This window comes from Pirellulaceae bacterium (assembly GCA_029243025.1).
Classification (GTDB): domain Bacteria; phylum Planctomycetota; class Planctomycetia; order Pirellulales; family Pirellulaceae.
In genome coordinates this window covers 465,056-482,152 of sequence record JAQWSU010000045.1, presented here as the reverse complement: position 1 = coordinate 482,152, position 17,097 = coordinate 465,056, and the positions used below count along the sequence as shown (strand labels likewise).

Sequence of the window (17,097 nt, the reverse complement as noted above, 5' to 3'; positions counted from 1 at the left end):
AAGCTACTTGCTAGGCGGAATTTAGACCGAAATAATCCGGTCAAGGCCGGGGGGCAGCGCGGCTTGGTTAAACACGGGTGATGGAGCCAACGGCCATGAGGAGTGGAAATGCACGAAGATCCTAGGCCGAATCAGGTTCTCGTCCTTGGGATTGTCGGCGAAATGACGTTGGCATTGATCTCCCTATTGCTGGGTTGGTGGTCGGGGGTCAATGTTGTCCAGCCGTTCTTGGGGCGTTCACTGTCAGCTGATTTGATTGTCGGTTTTCTCGCCACGTTACCGCTTCTGGGCGGGATGCTGCTCGTTGATCGTAGCCGTTTGGCTCCATTTCGGCAGCTTCGTGACGTGGTCGATCGCTTGATACTTCCGGTTCTCAACGGAGCTTCGGTGTGGATGCTGGCCCTGATTTCACTGGCAGCCGGGTTAGGCGAAGAGCTGTTGTTTCGTGGCTTGATTCAGCAAGGTCTGACACAGGGTTGGCTAATACAGGGTTGGAGCAGAGAACTCGGTCTTGTCGTTGCCTGGTTGGTGGCTGGTGGCCTCTTCGGACTTGCCCATGCGATTACGCGTGCCTACTTCGGGTTGGCCGTGGTGGCAGGTCTCTATCTGGGTTTTTTGTACTGGTATTTTGAAAGTCTTTTAATTCCGATCGCCTGCCATGCGTTGTACGATTTCTGCGCCTTGTTGTACCTGACCCGCCGTACGGTATAAAAAAAAAAGCGACCCGATCAGTGAAGATCGGGTCGCCGAAAAATCGCCAGACCAGTTTATTCTTTGGTCTCATACCAAAGAGGTGTAGCGGTCACTAGGCACCGCAGCTTGGCTCTGCACCGCAAGTAGGCTCGCAGCAGCAGGGCGTGGGGCAGCAGACCTTAACCGGTACCTGCTCGCAAACGACCTTGCGTACCATTCGGCAGCATTCGACGGGCTCTTTGCGGCAAACACGCTTGCAGACTTTGATAGTTTTGGTCGTGCAAACAGGCTTGCAGACCGTGTAGCAAATGTCTTTCGAGCGTTTTTCGCAAACCGTCTTGCAAACCTTGTAGGTGCAAGTTCGAGTTTTGCATTCGGGTACCATTTTGCAAACCTTATAGGTGCACGTTCGAGTCTTGCACTCGGGCACCATTTTGCAAACCTTGTAAGTGCAAACTTTGGTTTTGCATTCAGGTACGACCTTGCAAACCTTATAGGTGCAAGTTCGAGTTTTGCATTCGGGTACCATCTTGCAAACCTTGTAGGTGCAAGTTCGAGTCTTGCACTCGGGTACCATTTTGCAAACCTTATAGGTGCACGTTCGAGTCTTGCACTCGGGCACCATTTTGCAAACCTTATAGGTGCACGTTCGAGTCTTGCACTCGGGCACCATCTTGCAAACCTTGTAGGTGCACGTTCGAGTCTTGCATTCGGGCACCATCTTGCAAACCTTGTAGGTGCAAGTACGTACTTTTTGCTCACATTCGTAACGGCATACCTTGTAGGTGCAAGTTCGAGTTTTGCACTCGGGTACCATCTTGCAAACCTTGTAGGTGCAAGTTCGCGTCTTGCATTCAGGTACCATCTTGCAACAAGTGTACTTGACTTGCTTGGTGCAAGGCTCACATACATACTTGACGCAGTTGATGGTCTTCTGAGTGCAGGTGGGAACCCAGACCTTCTTGCAGCAGACGCGATCGGGGCGTTTGCAGCAAACCTTTTTGCACGGACCGGGGCAGTAAACGCATCGGCATGTGCAGCAGTCGTAGGTCCAAGTACCGGGCATCTGAACCGTTCGCGTATAACTGCGACCGGGGATGACCGTCTTGCGGGTTTCCCAATTTCCACCCTTAACATTGACCGTCTTAGTGTAAGGAACTGCACGGCGAACGTAGGTAGTTACGTTGCGAGTGCGAGTTTCATGCACAGGACGCATCACTGTATAATTGATGGTTCGAGTCTTGGTTTCCCAGACCGGACGCATCACCGTATAGTTGATCGTCTTTTCGCGAGTTTCCCAAACAGGTCGACGAACCGTGTAGGGGATTTCTTTTGTTCGCGTCTCGTAAACCGGACGCATCACGGTGTAATTAATCTCCCGCTGGCGAGTTTCCCAGACAGGTCGATTGACCGTGTAGTTGATGGTTCGAGTCTTTGTTTCCCAGACCGGACGCATCACGGTGTAGTTGATCTCACGCTGGCGAGTTTCCCACACCGTACGATTTACGGTGTAGTTGATCTCTCGCTGGCGAGTTTCCCAAACGGGCTTCATCACCGTGTAGTTGATCTGCTTTTGCCGCGTCTCCCATACGGGTCGCATTACCGTGTAGTTAATCGTCTTTTGACGAGTTTCCCACACTGGCTTTCGAACCGTGTAGTTGACGGTTCGCACGCGATTTTCGCGGACATACTTCGTGCAATTGATTGTTCGGTCTTCATAGACCGTGTCATAGACAGTGCGATAGGCCGTGTACTTCTCTGGAACACACACGACTTTACGACGGGTGACCATGACAGTTGTCTCACCCGCTGCAGCACCTGCGCCTTCGGACACTCCGCCCGACGAACAATCGCAATTGCGGTAATTGGCCGCGCCACAGTACGAGGCACTTGCCAGGTTCGCCGAACCGACAGTCAGAAGGACTGCTAGGATCGGCACTCCAAAACGCGTGCTCATCTCCGATCTCCTTCACAAAACACATGTTACCGGGAACTAGTCTGGCGACTTGATGTCGCATTACTCTCTTTGTGGAAGCTGCTCTCAACTCGGACTGAACGGAGTCACAATGACCGCTACAGGGGGTCACTTGTGCTGAATCTTTGTCAGAGCAGTTCCGACGTCGACTTATATCGTCAATATAGGTAGTTAACGGGTAATGAAATGCTTGCACAGAATAGGTATTTCATTTTGGCTTGGCCCTATAACTGCTACCTTGACGAATCAGTCAGCGCTCGCGACTTCAGTGATTTATTTGCTGAAGTAGTTTGCGTAGACGACGTAAGGTAGATCGACTTGGAGTGTGTCGCGACGTGAGAGCATTGCTATGAATGCGTCCGCTTGCACGGCCCTTTTTACCCCTCCGAGGGTAGGTGCTGATGATTGTGGCAGTCGCAACGGCCAGTCGACTGGTCAGATCGAGTTCGCGGTTGCCGGCGACCCGCCCAGGCGTCCGCTTTCTGGATGTTGGAGATCGATTTGGTTTTAAACTGTCTACTGCTGTTCGCCGATGAGGTACCGCCCGAGATCTTGGTCGCTTAGCCGAGTTGCAATTGCACATGGAGAAGAATCAGCAATGATTGAGTTCCCTTAAATGTCGGGGATTCCGGCTGTATCGAGGTCGAATTTCGTTGGATTGTCGGAACGGTTGCGGTGGATTGAGGCTGTCTTGGTGAAGAGCAGTGAGCGATCAGCCCGGAGCATCGATGCACTGCCCGTCCGGTTTTCGTATCTGCTCCATTGGCGTTCGAAAACGTCAGGAGCTCGCGCTTTGCCAACTGAGCTGATCGTTCGGATGGTTGAAGCCGTTCCACACGGGCAGGACGATATTAATCGGAGAAATTGGGGGCGAAGTCGTAAAATCTGAGATTCCGGTGGCATTTGGCTTGCCCACACCAGATATTTTCAAAACTAGTGTTGTGATACCGCTTTAGGAACAGAGCGGGCATCTTGAGACCTTCTCAGGGAGTCATTAGAGTAGCGATCAGACAAGACGCGACGGGATTGCGTCCGCAAACGGTGCGATGAACGAATCGAAGATGAATTTACCCCGTATTGGGCCTGAAAGCTCCGTTCCGCAGGCGGTTGTGAGCCGTTTGAGTCTCTATTTGCGCGAATTGCAGCAGTTGCGGCGAGAGGGTCGGGAAACGACCAGTTCGACACAGCTTGGGAAATTGCTGGGATTTACCGATGCTCAAGTTCGGAAGGATCTGGCCTATTTTGGCCAGTTTGGCTACCCGGGCATTGGCTATCGCTGTGATGAATTAGTGGCTGCCATCAAACAAATTCTCGGGACGGACCAGGATTGGCCCATCGGGATTGTTGGCGCTGGCAACTTGGGTCGGGCCTTGATGGGCTATCGGGGGTTCGAGCAGCAAGGATTTAAGATCGTCGCGGCCTTTGATGCTGATCGCTCCAAAACAGGCACGCAGATTGAAGGGGTGACGGTCTATCACATTGATGCGTTAACTGATGTGGCTCGTCGTGAGCGAATCAAATTGGGAATCATTGCGGTGCCCGGCTCTGCCGCTCAAGAAGTGGCCGACAAACTGGTCGAGGCAGGCATGGATGGGGTCATCAATTTTGCACCAGTTACGATTAATTTACCGGAAGGAATACGAATAGTGGCGGTTGATTTGGCGATTGAGCTTGAACAGCTTTCTTTCGCAGTTGTTAACCGACCCCCTAATGCGTAAAGTGTAACGAGTGGCGCGGCAGCGAGCCAAGCCATTCGGGGATAGTGTAATGGTAGCACCACGGATTTTGATTCCGTTAGTCAGGGTTCAAATCCCTGTCCCCGGACTCTTCGAGCCAAGCTAAAGCCACGTGACAACGATCACGGGGCTTTTTGTTTGCCAAAATTCGTGATCGAAAAGGGATGTTTCGATTCTCAAACGTTTCCATTCGATTTCAGCTTACAGGTGGCTCTTTGCTTGTTGCTTTTCAGCCCACCAAATGATCACTCCCGAACGGAATCTGTTTTCGAACGTATCGAACCGTGGAGCTTACCGCAGGATTTCTAGAAAACTGCGGTTTTTTCTTGCTGTAACGATTGTGCAATTCCGAACCATCCCTGTTCAGCGTAATCCTTCCGATTGGGAGGGAGCTGACGTCGTATGATTGGGCCCGTATCGATTTTTCCAAGTGACCAGCGCATGGCAGCTTGGCCAAAGCCCGGCAAGTTGCCCACCGACGTTTGGATCTTCCATCAACAGTTAAAGCGCGGACTATAATTAAGCACGTTTGCTTGCCCTGAGAGCTGAACTCCGAGGAATGTTCTATGAAATTGGCCACTTTTCGATTTAACCTCTCTGTCTGTTTTGCGGTCACGCTTTTTCTTGCTGCCCATTCTGTTTCGGCTCAAGGAATCTTTGACGATCCAGTTGACAGCGGTGATGCGAGTGGTGGACTGGAGGGATCAGAGTCGGGCGGCTCGGGGCTCGGAAGTGATGTTCTGGACCCACAGGCGGAATTTGAACGAGCCAACACGGCTGCCGAGGCTTTGATGTCGGAGCAGAAGTGGAGTGAAGCACTCGCTGAATTCAACAAGGTTTTGGCACTGGACCGAACTTTTGCACCGGCCCACTTTGGTCGAGCTCAATGTTTCCAACAATTGGGTGCGCCGGACGATGCGATTGAGGCTTATTCTCGTGCGATTGTGAGTCCGAGTGCAAGTCGATACGAGGGCCTCGTAACGCAAAGTCATTTAGAGCGAGGCAAGCTATATCTCGACACCGCACGTTTCCGCGAGGCGGCTGATGATTTTGCACAGGCTGTGGCACAGGATCCAACGAATCCAGAGAATCTCTTCCAGCAAGGGAAGGCTCTTCTGCGGCTCGTTATGACTTCACCGAGTCAGGGGACGGATCAGGCTGGCCAGCGAAGTTTGATCCTTGCGATCGGATCGTTAGATCGTGCGATCGAACTGGACGCCAACAATGGCGAGGCTTACCTCGAGCGTGGGCGTGTTCTGTCCCGAATTCGCGAAACAGAATTTGCGATTGAAGATCTGGAAAAAGCGGTTGCGATGACTGGACCTGCTTCGGCGGCGGCCGCCGATTTGGGACTGGCTTATTCACAGCGTGCTAATGTTGAGTCCTCGAAAATTGACGGAGACAGTCAGAAGATCGTCGACGATTTGCGTGCTGCAGTCAAATCCATGAATGGCTTTGTGAAAGCCGCCAAGTTGGGTGAAAAGCAGAAATCATGGGAGCCCGGTGATCCAACGGAAGTCCGCGCAGAAAGTATGTTGATTTCTCGGGCAGAAACGATGATTGCCCTCGCGAATGAGCTGGTAGGAGAAGAGACCAAAGGGTTGTATGAGCAAGCGATTCGCGACACGACAACCATCATCGACCAGTCGTCCGATCCGCTCGAGCTTGCACGTGCCCATTTTGCACGTGCCCATGCTTACCGGATGTTGGATGATCTAGACCAGGCAATTGCCGAGTATACGACGGCGCTGAAATTCTTTCCGACTTATACCGAGGCCTATCTGCGACGTGGGATTTGCTTTTTCCATCGGCAGGAATATGACAAAGCGTTGCAGGATTTTTCAGCCGCTTCGACCGATCCGCGGAATCCTTATCAGTTTGAGCCGCGAGCCAGTCTTTGGGAAGGTTTGACACATTCTCAGCGTGGTGATCAGCTGGACGCGATTCGTGCCTATTCACGAGCAATTCGCGTGTCAGACAGTTTTATTCCGGCTTATCTCAATCGGGGTCTGGCATACATGAACATGGGACGTAACGATCGAGCGGTCAGCGACTTCAACAACGTGCTTCGTCGAGATCAAAACAACGAGCAGGCTAAGACGTATCGAACCCAAGCGTTGGAACGGGTGGATAATGAGACGCGAGACGCCGAATCCACTTACGGATCGAATGTCGGACCTCTTTAGTCTTTCGCTCGACTCCTCGTACCACGGAATCGGATCCAGGAGTTGCGTTGATGAATGATCGATTGTGCGGATTTTGGCAAGCCGCTGCGCGTCTTTGGAGCAACTACTTGGATCGCGGTCCGGGTCGGATCACGCCGGAATTCTGGAGGCAGTTGCAGCGGGAGCATGATCAGCTGGTCGATGATTTGAATCTGGAATCTTCTGAGCGACGTGAAGCTGTCCATACGCTGATGTCACTTGCACAAGACTGTGCGGAGACGTCCAGGGGCTTGTGTTTTGTGACCGGTGAAGCGGGACTTGTGCCACGCCGGGATCAGCATAAGCGTTTTGAGCGGGCTTTGGCGATTCTTGCTTCAAGTGATGGGGACTCCACCGACGAATAATCAGCTGAGTGCGAAATCCGCATTCAAGGCGAAAAAGGCTCGTCTGCTTGGGTGAATGAGCTTTTCATCGTACGGAAACCGTTCCACCAGGCATGGGCTTCGTCTTGAGTCCAAGGATGCTGCTCTTTGAGTTGGTCGAGAACGTGTCCCATTTCTTTTGCAGATGCCGGACGTTCGTTTGGTTCTTGAGCGAGGCAAGCAAAAATGATTTGATCTAATTCCACGGGAATCCGTTGAGTTGTTCGCTTTGAGGGGGCCGGTGCTGTCTTGTTTAAAAGCTGATGAAAGAGTTGCACAGGTGAGTCAGCTTGGAATGGAGTCGAGCCGGTAAGCAGGTAAAATCCCACACAGCCGACGGAATAGAGGTCAGACCTTGAATCGACTTGTGAGCCATTCGAGATTCGTTCTGGCGCGATGTAATGAGGTGTGCCAACAACACTGTCGTGTTGTGTAATCTCGTGCTCGGGGTCAAGTTTTTTGGCGATGCCAAAGTCAAGGACTTTGGCGAAGTCCGCTATTCCTCCACGATTGCAAAGCATTACGTTAGCCGGTTTGATGTCGCGATGAATCAGTCCTACGTCATGTGCTTCGGTGAGTGAAGCGCAGACTTGACTCAGCAGATTAATCACTCGCGCCGGTGGAATCTGTCCGACGTGTGCAACTAATTGCTCCAACGTGATGCCCGGGAGATATTCCATCGCGTAATAAAAGACACCTGTTTCAGAGCGACCGTAGTCATAAATCTGAATCGTATTCGGATGAGTCAATTGGCAGGTCAGTTGAACTTCACGTTCAAAGCGGTCGATGGTCTCCTGACTTGAGTCGAGACCATCGAGAAGTTTGACGGCCGCTTCTCGTTTAAGCAGTGCATGCTGGGCCTTGTAGACTCGTCCCATGCCACCTTCGCCGATCAGTTGCTGCAACTGGTAGGCGCCGAGGTGTTCGGCTTCGCCGATTCGATCTCGCATGCGAATCAAGGACAGCGCAGACACAAGTAGCCCAAGAGCTAGCAAGGTGACGCTGATAATCAGAAAGATAAAGGCCGAAGTGACATAGCGTAGAGGTGCGAATGCATCCTTTACGGGCATCTCAGTGGCTACGCCGAAACGCCATTCGTCGAGCCATTTTGCGGCCCCTACGACCTCAACCCCCAGGTAGTTTCGGTAGCCATGCACATCCTTGACGATCTCCGTTGTTTTGAGCTTGCGAGTGGCCAACGCTCGCTGAACGATTTCGGTTGGTTGTTGTTCGTTTCTTGTTGCCGCCGTTTGCCCGACTGTGAGATCACCGCCGGGGTCGACGATCTTCAAGTTGAGCGCAGTTTGTTCCGCGGCGAACGGGATTAGTCCGAGTTTGTGAACCCATTTTTCGTTAGATCGGTTGGATAGATTTGAAATCAACAGCGCGTTGGATTCGAAAGCATACGTGTCTCCGTTGTTGTCCGTGTTTGCGACGGAAAACACGCGAGCAAATTCTTCGTCCGCATCAAAGCCAAAACACAAGGCAGCGATCACATTACGCTGCAAGTCAAAAACGGGAGCTCCAATAGTGACCGATGGATCTCGAATGGGGGAGTGAATTCCAGCGACATAACGCCGCTCCTTGCTGGGGATGGCAAAAAAGGGTTTGCCTGCGAAGAGCTTGCTCAAATAGGGAGCGGCTTTTTCATTTGCGACGCGGTTAATCAACTCTTCGCTACCGCCAATGAAACGTCCTGACAGATTGATGACAGCTAGCCCTTGATGGCCTTCTTGAGAAGAAAGTGGCTCGAGTAATGCCATGAGCGCGTCGTTGATCGCTTGTTGCTGATCTGGATCGGTTTTTTGAACCGCTTCTTCCAGTTTTGTGACGAGAGATCTCACCTCATCATTTTCTGCCCACACGGTGGCTTCCTCTTGCCGCACGTCGATCCACAGTTCTAACGCTTTGATCTCTGCGTTTAATACGGTTGTGAGTTGGCGTTCGACGCTTTGCTGCAGTGAACTGCGTACCTTTGTGAAGGCCCAGGCGGCAGTCGCAACAATGATCAACACCATCACGCCTGCAGCCAGTAATGCATTCCTTTGCCGTTTGATCCCGATGGATGCTTGTCTGATAAACGTCTTACGACGATTTTTCAGAGCGTTATGGGAAGGCGGAGAGGTAAAAGTCTCATGCTGGGACGAAATAAGCGTTTTGGTAGTGTGGTGTCGGAGTAACGACTCCACCTCTTTTCGCAATTGCCGATCAGAGCCACATTCTTCATCGAGTAACGGAGTGCGACTCGAGTCGTCTACCTCCGTGATGCGCAAGAAAATGCTCATCGCCTTTTTCTGGCGATCTTCAGTCACTCATCCGTCTCCTCGGAGAGTTCCTTTCGGAGCCATGCTCGAATGGCCGTCCAATTTCGTTCGACCGTTCGAGGCGACAAATCCATCGCCTCGGCAACCTCCTTGACGCTCATCCCTGAAAAGAATCGTAGCTCCACGATCTTCGCTCGAACCGGATCAATTTGTTCGAGCTTTTCCAATGCTTCGTTGACTGCCAACACGTCTTCGTCTCGATGGCGACTCAACATCGCATCATCGTTTAACAATACGCGATGCCATTGACCGCTTCGCTTTTGGCGTTTCTTAGAGCGAGCATGATCGACCAGGATTCGGCGCATCGCCTGAGCACTAATTGCCATGAAATGTGAGCGGCCCTGCCAATTGACACGACTCTGATCGGCCATTCGCAGAAATGCTTCGTGAACCAGGGCGGTTGGCTGCAGCGGATGGTCGGATCGCTCTCGTCGCAAAAACGATTGCGCCATGTTCCGTAACTCGTCGTAGACGATGTCGGATAGCTCATCAACGCGCTGTCGATCACCCTGTTCCAGATCGAGCAAGATATCTGTCGTTTGACTGTTAGTCATATCGAAAACTCACTGGTTAAGTGGTTTCAGGGACTACTGTTCCCTAACTGTTCCCAGATTCGGTTGCCCACAACGTCGGAATCAGGACGCAAATAAAAGTCTTGGGTCGCGTCTGAATTGGGCCATATGGCATCATATATTGCACATCATGGATTGCGACACCCGAACTCGCGAGCGTCTGGCCAAAGGTTCTTCTCAGATTCGAGGATGATACGTGTTAAGGTGGGTAGACATGGCCGCATCTGCCAGAAACTGGCTATCTGCCGTCTGCTTCGATTAATCCCACAGCATCGTCCCAACCACTTGCATCTTGTTCCACCGTAATGTGCTTCGCACTACGGCTGGCGTGAGTGTGGCTGAGAGGTGAATTCCACATTTCCACGTCTCTTAAGGGGTGGAAATGGAAGTGCTCTTTTTTCCAAGAAATACGCGCCTTTTGCAATCGATTACCGCTCGATTCCACAGAATGCCCTCGATTTCCACCTCGGAGGAATGGCACAGAGTCCTCGAATCGTGCCCGCTCCTCATCTGGATTACCAAAGTGGGTGTATCGGTCTGTTCTCAGTACCAGCCGTTGACCCAGCCGAATGACAACCCCAAAGTTAGGATTTGGACGATTCCGAAAATCAAAAATTTGACGGCAATTGCAGCGGCTGGGGTGGAAACGAGACTTGATGCGTACCATGCAATCTTCTTGGTCAAAACTAATCCTGTTCCATAGATTGCCGCAAAAATGGCTAAAAATAAGACAGTTTTGAACATGCGATTGTCCTGAAATGCTTTGCACTTAGTCTATCCGCCGTGTGTGCAGCATGCGGATGTTACAAAAAATGTACGGTGTCAGGAAGATCGACCATCACCATTGGGAGGTTCGGGGTAGGGGGCGAACAAGTACCTATCGGGTACCCCTCAGGAGCTTGAGGAGGTCTCTGTCGAGCTGTCCAGCATGACTTCTCGCGGACTCGATCCATACCTGGAAGCTTGACGCTCGGTAGACGGCAACCCAGGTGTTGACAGCATGTATCGCCGAGCTGCCCGCTGGTGAGATCGGATAAGTGGGCGTTTTCTTTCTCGTTTGTCGACATTCCAGATACCACGGGTGTCGGCAGCCACACCTGTTCGCAGGAACACACACAATGGAAGACAACGAACGCGAGCCGCATGGTGTGATAAGTATCCGCAAATGTGATAACAGACAACCGAAAGAGCCACCACTAATTGATCCGAAGCGGCAAGCCTTCATCATGCCTTCGGACGTTGCCGAATCAGATAAACGTCATGGAAGTACCACAGAATGAAGTGCATTGTCGTCCGACAGCGACCAGCACGACCAAAGAAATAATCGACCATCCCCGCCAGCGGCAACGTACTTCACCGCTTGGCTCAGCGGCAGCTCTGCTCTACCTCTCCGGAGCTGGCTGCTTTCTTTCATTATCCGGCGACCCTCCGTCCCGCCAAATTGTAGATGGGGACTCCACCGCCATCGGCGGTACCGGTGTTAATTCTTGCGTTGAGTGATGCGGTAGAACCGATCACTTTCCAATCGGACTCTCGGGCAACGTCGCCGTATCCATCCACGAAAGTGTTGTAGTCTTCCATCTCATCTGAATCATCCGACGTGGCCTTGGTGGTCCCCGACGTAACAAAGACCAATCGATACTGCTCACCCGGGCTTAAGTCGGTCGGCGTCGCGACGATCGACGCCTGGATAGGGCGGGGAAGATCGATGTTAAAACGTCCGCGGATGGCCCGGATCGCTGAGCGGCGGCCGGGAGACTCTGCCCCTGTATTTGTTGGCTAGAACGAGCATGGCTCACGGGTGGAGGCGGATCTGCTACTTCATGATTGTTGGTTATGCCGTAATTCTCACATCGCCTTGTTGCGAGGGAATGTTTCGAGAGGCATGTCAAACGCCGGCGTACCGATTCTCCAACCCCATATAGCCGACTAGTCGGGCTGGTGTCGCCCGGGAGGGCTCAGTCCGAACCTCGTGTCAGGAAAGATTGACATCCTTGGATTTCTCAATTGTCTGGCGGGAATCAGGTAACGGTGACGCGTTATTCGTGAGGCCGATGAGGAGGATTCGAGTAAACGCCAAAACGGTCGTTCTAGCTCGGATTTGTTTGGGGATGTGAGGCTGGGAAGGCAGCAGAGGAAATGGCGGCTGTTGCAGTTACGCCAGAGAAGGATTTCGACCTAGTGAGAGTATCTCCAAAAGTATCGCAAGAAATGGTGGCTGTGGCAGGTCGCTCATGTTGGGCGATGCCATGACGATTGCCACTGGGTTCTGACGGTTACGGAAGGCTTTGCTTCATGAGGGTGTGGTTACGGAATTCGAGCCTAGCCCTTATTCGCGAAACTGACCGTGGAAGCGACGGATTTTGAGGCGTGTGTGCGACGCATGTAAGATAGTCGCGCCGTAACGTGAGGGAACAAAAAGATGATCGTAAGTAATGAGAGAAAGCGTTATCACCGTGTCGCAACTGTACGAAAGCTGGAAGGAATGTCGACTCCACGAGCGGCCGCCCGGCTTGGTGTTCCAGCCTCCCATATTGAGCGGTTGGAGGATGAATACATCGATTTGCCGCTGAGCTTGCTTTACGCTTGGCAGCAAGCGTTGGATGTGCCGATGGGGGAGTTGTTGGTTGGCGGGGCGGATGCGACGCCAGACGGCATTTGGGATCGAGCCAAACTGTTGAAGGCGATGAAGACAGTGGGCTCGATTTTAGAGGTGACAGAAGACTCCGCCGTGGAAAACATGGCAAAGAACCTGCGGAATGAATTGATTCAGATTATGCCTGAATTACAGGATGTGAAACCGTGGCCAAGAGCGGGAACTCCCCGAAAGCCACACGAGTGCTTCGGACGCATTCTTGAACAACCCTTCAATGATTTGCAGCCGCAGCTTGAATAGACTTTATTTTTTCCCTTCCTGATCGATCTCATCGAGATCGGACGCATGCATGATCCGGTGTTTCATATCTGCCGGTGGCATGCGTTGTTTTTATCCGTCGGAGCATTAATTTGCTCCGGCGGTTTTTTTGTTTTGCACGATTTCCAATCGAACGCACTCAACACGTCGCTTGTTCGCATCGAGGATGGTGAGTCGTAGGTTCTTCCAATGCAACGATTCGCCGACTTTGGGGATTCGCTCCAGTTCGCTCAGCACAAATCCTCCCAGTGTGTCATACTCTTGATCCTCAGGGAGTTCGGTGCCCAGTTGTTCGTTGATTTCTTCTAGATGGGCACGCGCGTTGATCTCTGCAACCGTTTCCGAGACCGATCGGATTTCTCCGACCTCTTCTTTGTCTGATTCGTCGACGATTTCGCCAACAATTTCTTCAAGGACATCCTCGATCGTTACGAGACCAACAACGTGGGTAAATTCATCAACGACAATAGCCAAGTGATTACGAGTATGAAGGAATTTTTGCAACAGCTCATCGAGCCGGGTGCTGCGAGGGACTTGCCAAGCTTCTCGTAGGACGGATCGTAGGTTGCGATCTGATGGCGGTTCGTTTCTCGAAAGCTTGGTGAGTAAATCTTTGACGTAGAGTACGCCAACAATGTCGTCCAAATTGTCACCATACACAGGGATGCGAGTACGCCCCATGGCGACCACGAATTGAAGCATCTGATCCCAGTCTGTATCAGCTGGAATCACGTCCATTTTTGACCGAGGCGTCATGATGTCCCCAACGTCTGCATCGTCAAGTTCGATCACACCCGCGATCATTTCACGGACATCTGCCTCAAGGAGCCCGTCATGTTGGCCTTCGGTGACGATGGAGAGAATCTCGTCTTCCAATGCTTCTTCTTCACTGGGTTCCGAGGAACGTCCGTTGAGACGTCGCAGCAATAGCCGCACGCCCCAGGAAACGAGATGGAGCGGACGCAAAACTCGGTCAGCCGTGATCCAAATGAACCAGCTGCGAACGAGGAAGGGCGGAGCCCACCAGCGGGCAATTTCTCGCGGGATCCACAGCAAGATTGTCAGAAAACCGAAGCAAAGGAGTGCAGAAATCGCCAGAGTCGTCAGCGGATGATTGGCGGACGTATTTTCGCTAGAGAAGAGCAGGGTCGAGCTGATCAGTAGCGAAACGATTGAGAAGATGATTTGCAGCGTTTCCGTGGTCAGCGCAACGGAATCTGCGTCATTATGGATCTTGTCGAATCGCTCAGCCTGTTTTCGGATGCGGCAATATTCTTCCAGTTCGTGCCAGGACAGCTCACTCAATACCTTGGTGGCTGTTGCAGTAAAAAATGCTGCCACAGAGCTGCCGATCGCAATCCAAATGAGGGACCCCTGGGTCACTTTGAATGGTCTCCTTTTGCCCATCTGTCTTGTGGTCGAGAAGTTGAGCTATGGGCTGGGATTTCAATGCCTAACTTGGCGAGGTGAAATCGTTCTCGCTCACGCATCTCCGCCCGGTCGACAGCCGTTTTGTCATCGAATCCGACCAAATGTAATGTGCCATGAATCGCGTAAAGTGTCAGCTCTTTTGTCGCTGACCAGCCAAATTCCTGGCAGCGTTCCAAAGCCGTTTCCGTGCTGATAATGACTTCTCCGTCCAGTCCTGCTGCACTGCGTTCCAGCACAAAGCTTAACACGTCCGTCGGGTAGTCGTGCTGGAGATAACGTCGATTCAGTTCGTGTATCTCCACGTCATCGATGATTGCCAGGCTCACTTCTGCTTGCTGAATGCCTTCGGTTTTCAGCACGGCAGTAATGGCATCTTGCAATTTGGATGTGTCCACATCCAAAACCGCTTGGCGATTTGATACCTCTACACGAATCACGATCAGGCCGTTTGTTGGTCTTGGTATTTGATGCGACCGTGATAGACGGCCGCGACGGATTTGACGAGACTGTTTTGGATCGTTCGTAACTCACGTAAGGTCAGTCCGCATTCGTCGAACTGACCGTCAAGCAATCTCTTCATCGAAATATCTTCTACCAAGCTTTCGATTCGAGCTGGTGCAGGTTCTACCAGTGTACGCGCCGCACTCTCTACTGCATCTGCCAACATCAAGACGGCGGCTTCTCGTGTTTGTGGCTTCGGGCCAGGATAGCGGTAGCTGCCCTCGTCCACCGCCGCTGCTTCCGGATCGGACTCTTTTTGTTCGTTAGCCCGGCGGTAAAAGTACTCAACCAACGTGGTGCCGTGATGTTGTTGGATGAAATCAATGATTGAGTCGGGCAAGTTATGTTGGCGAGCTAAATCTGCACCGTCTTTCACGTGAGCGATAATCACGAGTGTGCTCATGGCCGGTAGCAGAGTCTCATGGCAATTGTCCTTGCCCTGCTGGTTTTCTACGAAGTAGCCCGGTTTCAACATTTTCCCGATGTCGTGGTAATAGGCACCAACGCGTACCAACAAGCCGTTGGCATTGATTGACTCGGCAGCTGCCTGAGCGATTGAGGCTACGTTAATCGAGTGGTTATAAGTGCCCGGAGCCCGTCGCACGAGCTCCTGCAGCAGTGGATGAGCCGGGTCGCCCAGTTCAAGCAGGCTCAAATCGGTTTGAACGCCAAAGAACTTTTCGATGAACGGAAGTAGGCCTGTCAGGACAAGGCCGGCCGCAATGGCACATCCACCGGCTATGGTTGCATCAACGAGCAAAAACCAGGCGGGTGGGGCGAGCGAGCTCATGCCTTCACTGGCGCTCACGGTTACAGGGGCGATATCGATGAAGTGACATAAAGTGCCGACGCCGATCGCAGTGAAAAAGGTTGCCACGGCAGTGAGCAAGCCGACGTAGATTAATTTTGTTCGGCTGCGGACATGGCGTAATAGCAAGATGGCTGTTGCCATGCTCGCCAGAATCATTACCAAATCCATTAGGCCATAGCCAAGCGAGAGTACGCAGACCACTGCAACGGAAGCCGAGAGTAACAGAGCCAGCTCTTGTTGATACAAGATTACAACCGTCATGCTGAATAGCAGCAACGGTATCAGTTCGAATCGAGAAGGCGCGGCGAACCAGCTGATGGCAACGGTTGCAAAGACCAACGTTAATAGCTTGGCCAGACTTCCAATGTCGGTGAGTATCCTCCGTCGACGAAAAAAGATGTAGAATCCACAAAGCATGTAGATCGCCAAATACATGCCGAATTTGGATGTTGAAAAATAAAGGAATCGCTGGTGATCTAATTGGTCGACGAATGCCTTGTATTCATCCCGCAGTAACGCGACGGTTTCTGGATTCATCGCGACGCCTGCATCCGCCAATACGTCTTTGTTGGCAAGATACTCTTTGAGCTTCGGTTCAAGTGCGTCAATGATCTCGGCGGTGCGCTGCCGCGTCTTTTCTCTGTCGTACTGCAGCGTGGTCTTCAGTTGTGGTTTGAGCCAAGCAAAAACCTGGGCCGCCAGGGTGGACGACGCGATGTTGGCCTTCAGATTGGCTTCGAGTCGTGGAATGACTTGGCCAATTCGAACCTTGTCGGCTTCCACGATTCGCAGGTAGTTGTCATTGCCATCCTCAATCAATATTTGAGATTGATTTCCATCCTCTAAGCCGTGTTGAAGATTTTCGAGTAGTCCGTTTTCTTCAAATTCGGCCAAACTCCTTCGCACTGCTTGTACAAACGCATCCAGGTTGGGGTCATCCGCGAGCGATTTCTTGAATTGTTCAAATTCGGCGCGCTTCCGAAGCTCCTTGGTGATTGGCTGGCCGGGGCCTAAGTCGATGGCAGGACTTGCTGACTGAGGGGCTAAAGACGAGATCAGTCCATTGACGGCGTTTAGTTTTTCAAGATCCTCGGCGGCCGGATCTTCCGAGCTTGTTGCCGTCGCAAATTTACTCCAAAGGGCCTTGTCGACGTCTTCGAAGGAAGCAGTCCCTTTGAGCTGAAACACTCGGTCCTTCAACGCTTGCTGTAGTTCCACCAAGTTGCGAGGGTCATGCGTGTAGACACAGTCCTGCAAACGTCTCTTCTCATTCTTGGCGTTTCGCGTTGCGTCTTCGTCGACGCGGCTGAAATTCACTCGTGCGATGACGTTTCGTGAAGGAACGTCGCCCGTTCGAAAAGAAAAGGGCGGTTTCCAGCCGCCTGTGATGGCCCAGACAGCCAATGCCGTGATGATGCAAAGTGAAACGCGTAACAGAACGTCGCCACGACGCACTGTTTCTATCGCCCGCTCAATTGTTCCTGGCGGAAGCTTGAGCGTTGCGACGCGATCAGAGCGTGTGCGTTTCGGGTTGCCGGTGGAAGACGACATGA

Annotated in this window: 12 protein-coding genes and 1 tRNA gene; 6 read left to right on the top strand and 7 right to left on the bottom strand. The window is 52.1% G+C overall.

The annotated features are described in order from the left end of the window. The first annotated feature begins 108 nt into the window (after positions 1 to 108). Entirely contained in the window at positions 109 to 711 is a 603-nt protein-coding gene (locus tag P8N76_20845) for a CPBP family intramembrane metalloprotease (GenBank protein ID MDG2384130.1), read from the top strand. A 94-nt stretch (positions 712 to 805) separates the two neighbouring features. Here P8N76_20845 and P8N76_20840 read toward each other — a convergent pair whose 3' ends face one another. Continuing rightward, positions 806 to 2,650, bottom strand: coding sequence for a hypothetical protein (locus P8N76_20840; protein MDG2384129.1), 1,845 nt, complete (start codon positions 2,648 to 2,650; stop codon positions 806 to 808). A 1,079-nt stretch (positions 2,651 to 3,729) separates the two neighbouring features. On the opposite strand from P8N76_20840, the gene P8N76_20835 reads away from it, so the two are divergent. The 4 genes from P8N76_20835 (at position 3,730) to P8N76_20820 (ending at position 6,973) form a co-directional block, all read left to right on the top strand. After that, positions 3,730 to 4,386 carry a redox-sensing transcriptional repressor Rex gene (locus P8N76_20835; GenBank protein MDG2384128.1) on the top strand — a complete coding sequence of 219 codons (657 nt, stop codon included), beginning with the start codon at positions 3,730 to 3,732 and terminating at the stop codon, positions 4,384 to 4,386. Positions 4,387 to 4,421: 35 nt separating this feature from the next. Next, positions 4,422 to 4,492: transfer RNA gene (locus P8N76_20830), tRNA-Gln, on the top strand. A gap of 478 nt (positions 4,493 to 4,970) precedes the next feature. Continuing rightward, positions 4,971 to 6,590 (top strand): tetratricopeptide repeat protein, encoded by a 1,620-nt coding sequence (locus P8N76_20825; GenBank protein ID MDG2384127.1) that lies wholly within the window; start codon positions 4,971 to 4,973, stop codon positions 6,588 to 6,590. A 50-nt stretch (positions 6,591 to 6,640) separates the two neighbouring features. After that, positions 6,641 to 6,973, top strand: coding sequence for a hypothetical protein (locus tag P8N76_20820; GenBank protein ID MDG2384126.1), 333 nt, complete (start codon positions 6,641 to 6,643; stop codon positions 6,971 to 6,973). Between the two features lie 23 nt (positions 6,974 to 6,996). Here P8N76_20820 and P8N76_20815 read toward each other — a convergent pair whose 3' ends face one another. The 3 genes from P8N76_20815 to P8N76_20805 form a co-directional block, all read right to left on the bottom strand. Further along, positions 6,997 to 9,303 (bottom strand): serine/threonine protein kinase, encoded by a 2,307-nt coding sequence (locus tag P8N76_20815; GenBank protein ID MDG2384125.1) that lies wholly within the window; start codon positions 9,301 to 9,303, stop codon positions 6,997 to 6,999. Continuing rightward, complete coding sequence (locus P8N76_20810; GenBank protein ID MDG2384124.1) at positions 9,300 to 9,869, bottom strand: sigma-70 family RNA polymerase sigma factor; 570 nt, start codon at positions 9,867 to 9,869, stop codon at positions 9,300 to 9,302. The genes P8N76_20815 and P8N76_20810 overlap by 4 nt, the downstream gene beginning before the upstream one ends. 1,431 nt (positions 9,870 to 11,300) lie before the next feature. Continuing rightward, complete coding sequence (locus P8N76_20805; GenBank protein MDG2384123.1) at positions 11,301 to 11,522, bottom strand: hypothetical protein; 222 nt, start codon at positions 11,520 to 11,522, stop codon at positions 11,301 to 11,303. A 787-nt stretch (positions 11,523 to 12,309) separates the two neighbouring features. Here P8N76_20805 and P8N76_20800 point away from each other — a divergent pair. Then, on the top strand, positions 12,310 to 12,783 hold the full coding sequence (locus P8N76_20800) for a helix-turn-helix domain-containing protein (protein ID MDG2384122.1): 474 nt from the start codon (positions 12,310 to 12,312) through the stop codon (positions 12,781 to 12,783). A 105-nt stretch (positions 12,784 to 12,888) separates the two neighbouring features. Here P8N76_20800 and P8N76_20795 read toward each other — a convergent pair whose 3' ends face one another. The 3 genes from P8N76_20795 to P8N76_20785 are packed head-to-tail and all read right to left on the bottom strand — an operon-like array spanning position 12,889 to position 17,095. Further along, the gene (locus tag P8N76_20795; GenBank protein MDG2384121.1) at positions 12,889 to 14,184 is read right to left on the bottom strand and encodes a hemolysin family protein; all 1,296 of its coding nucleotides are present in this window, start codon (positions 14,182 to 14,184) and stop codon (positions 12,889 to 12,891) included. Then, entirely contained in the window at positions 14,181 to 14,669 is a 489-nt protein-coding gene (gene ybeY / locus P8N76_20790) for an rRNA maturation RNase YbeY (GenBank protein MDG2384120.1), read from the bottom strand. The genes P8N76_20795 and ybeY overlap by 4 nt, the downstream gene beginning before the upstream one ends. 2 nt (positions 14,670 to 14,671) lie before the next feature. Beyond that, positions 14,672 to 17,095 (bottom strand): HDIG domain-containing protein, encoded by a 2,424-nt coding sequence (locus tag P8N76_20785; GenBank protein ID MDG2384119.1) that lies wholly within the window; start codon positions 17,093 to 17,095, stop codon positions 14,672 to 14,674. Positions 17,096 to 17,097 lie beyond the last annotated feature (2 nt).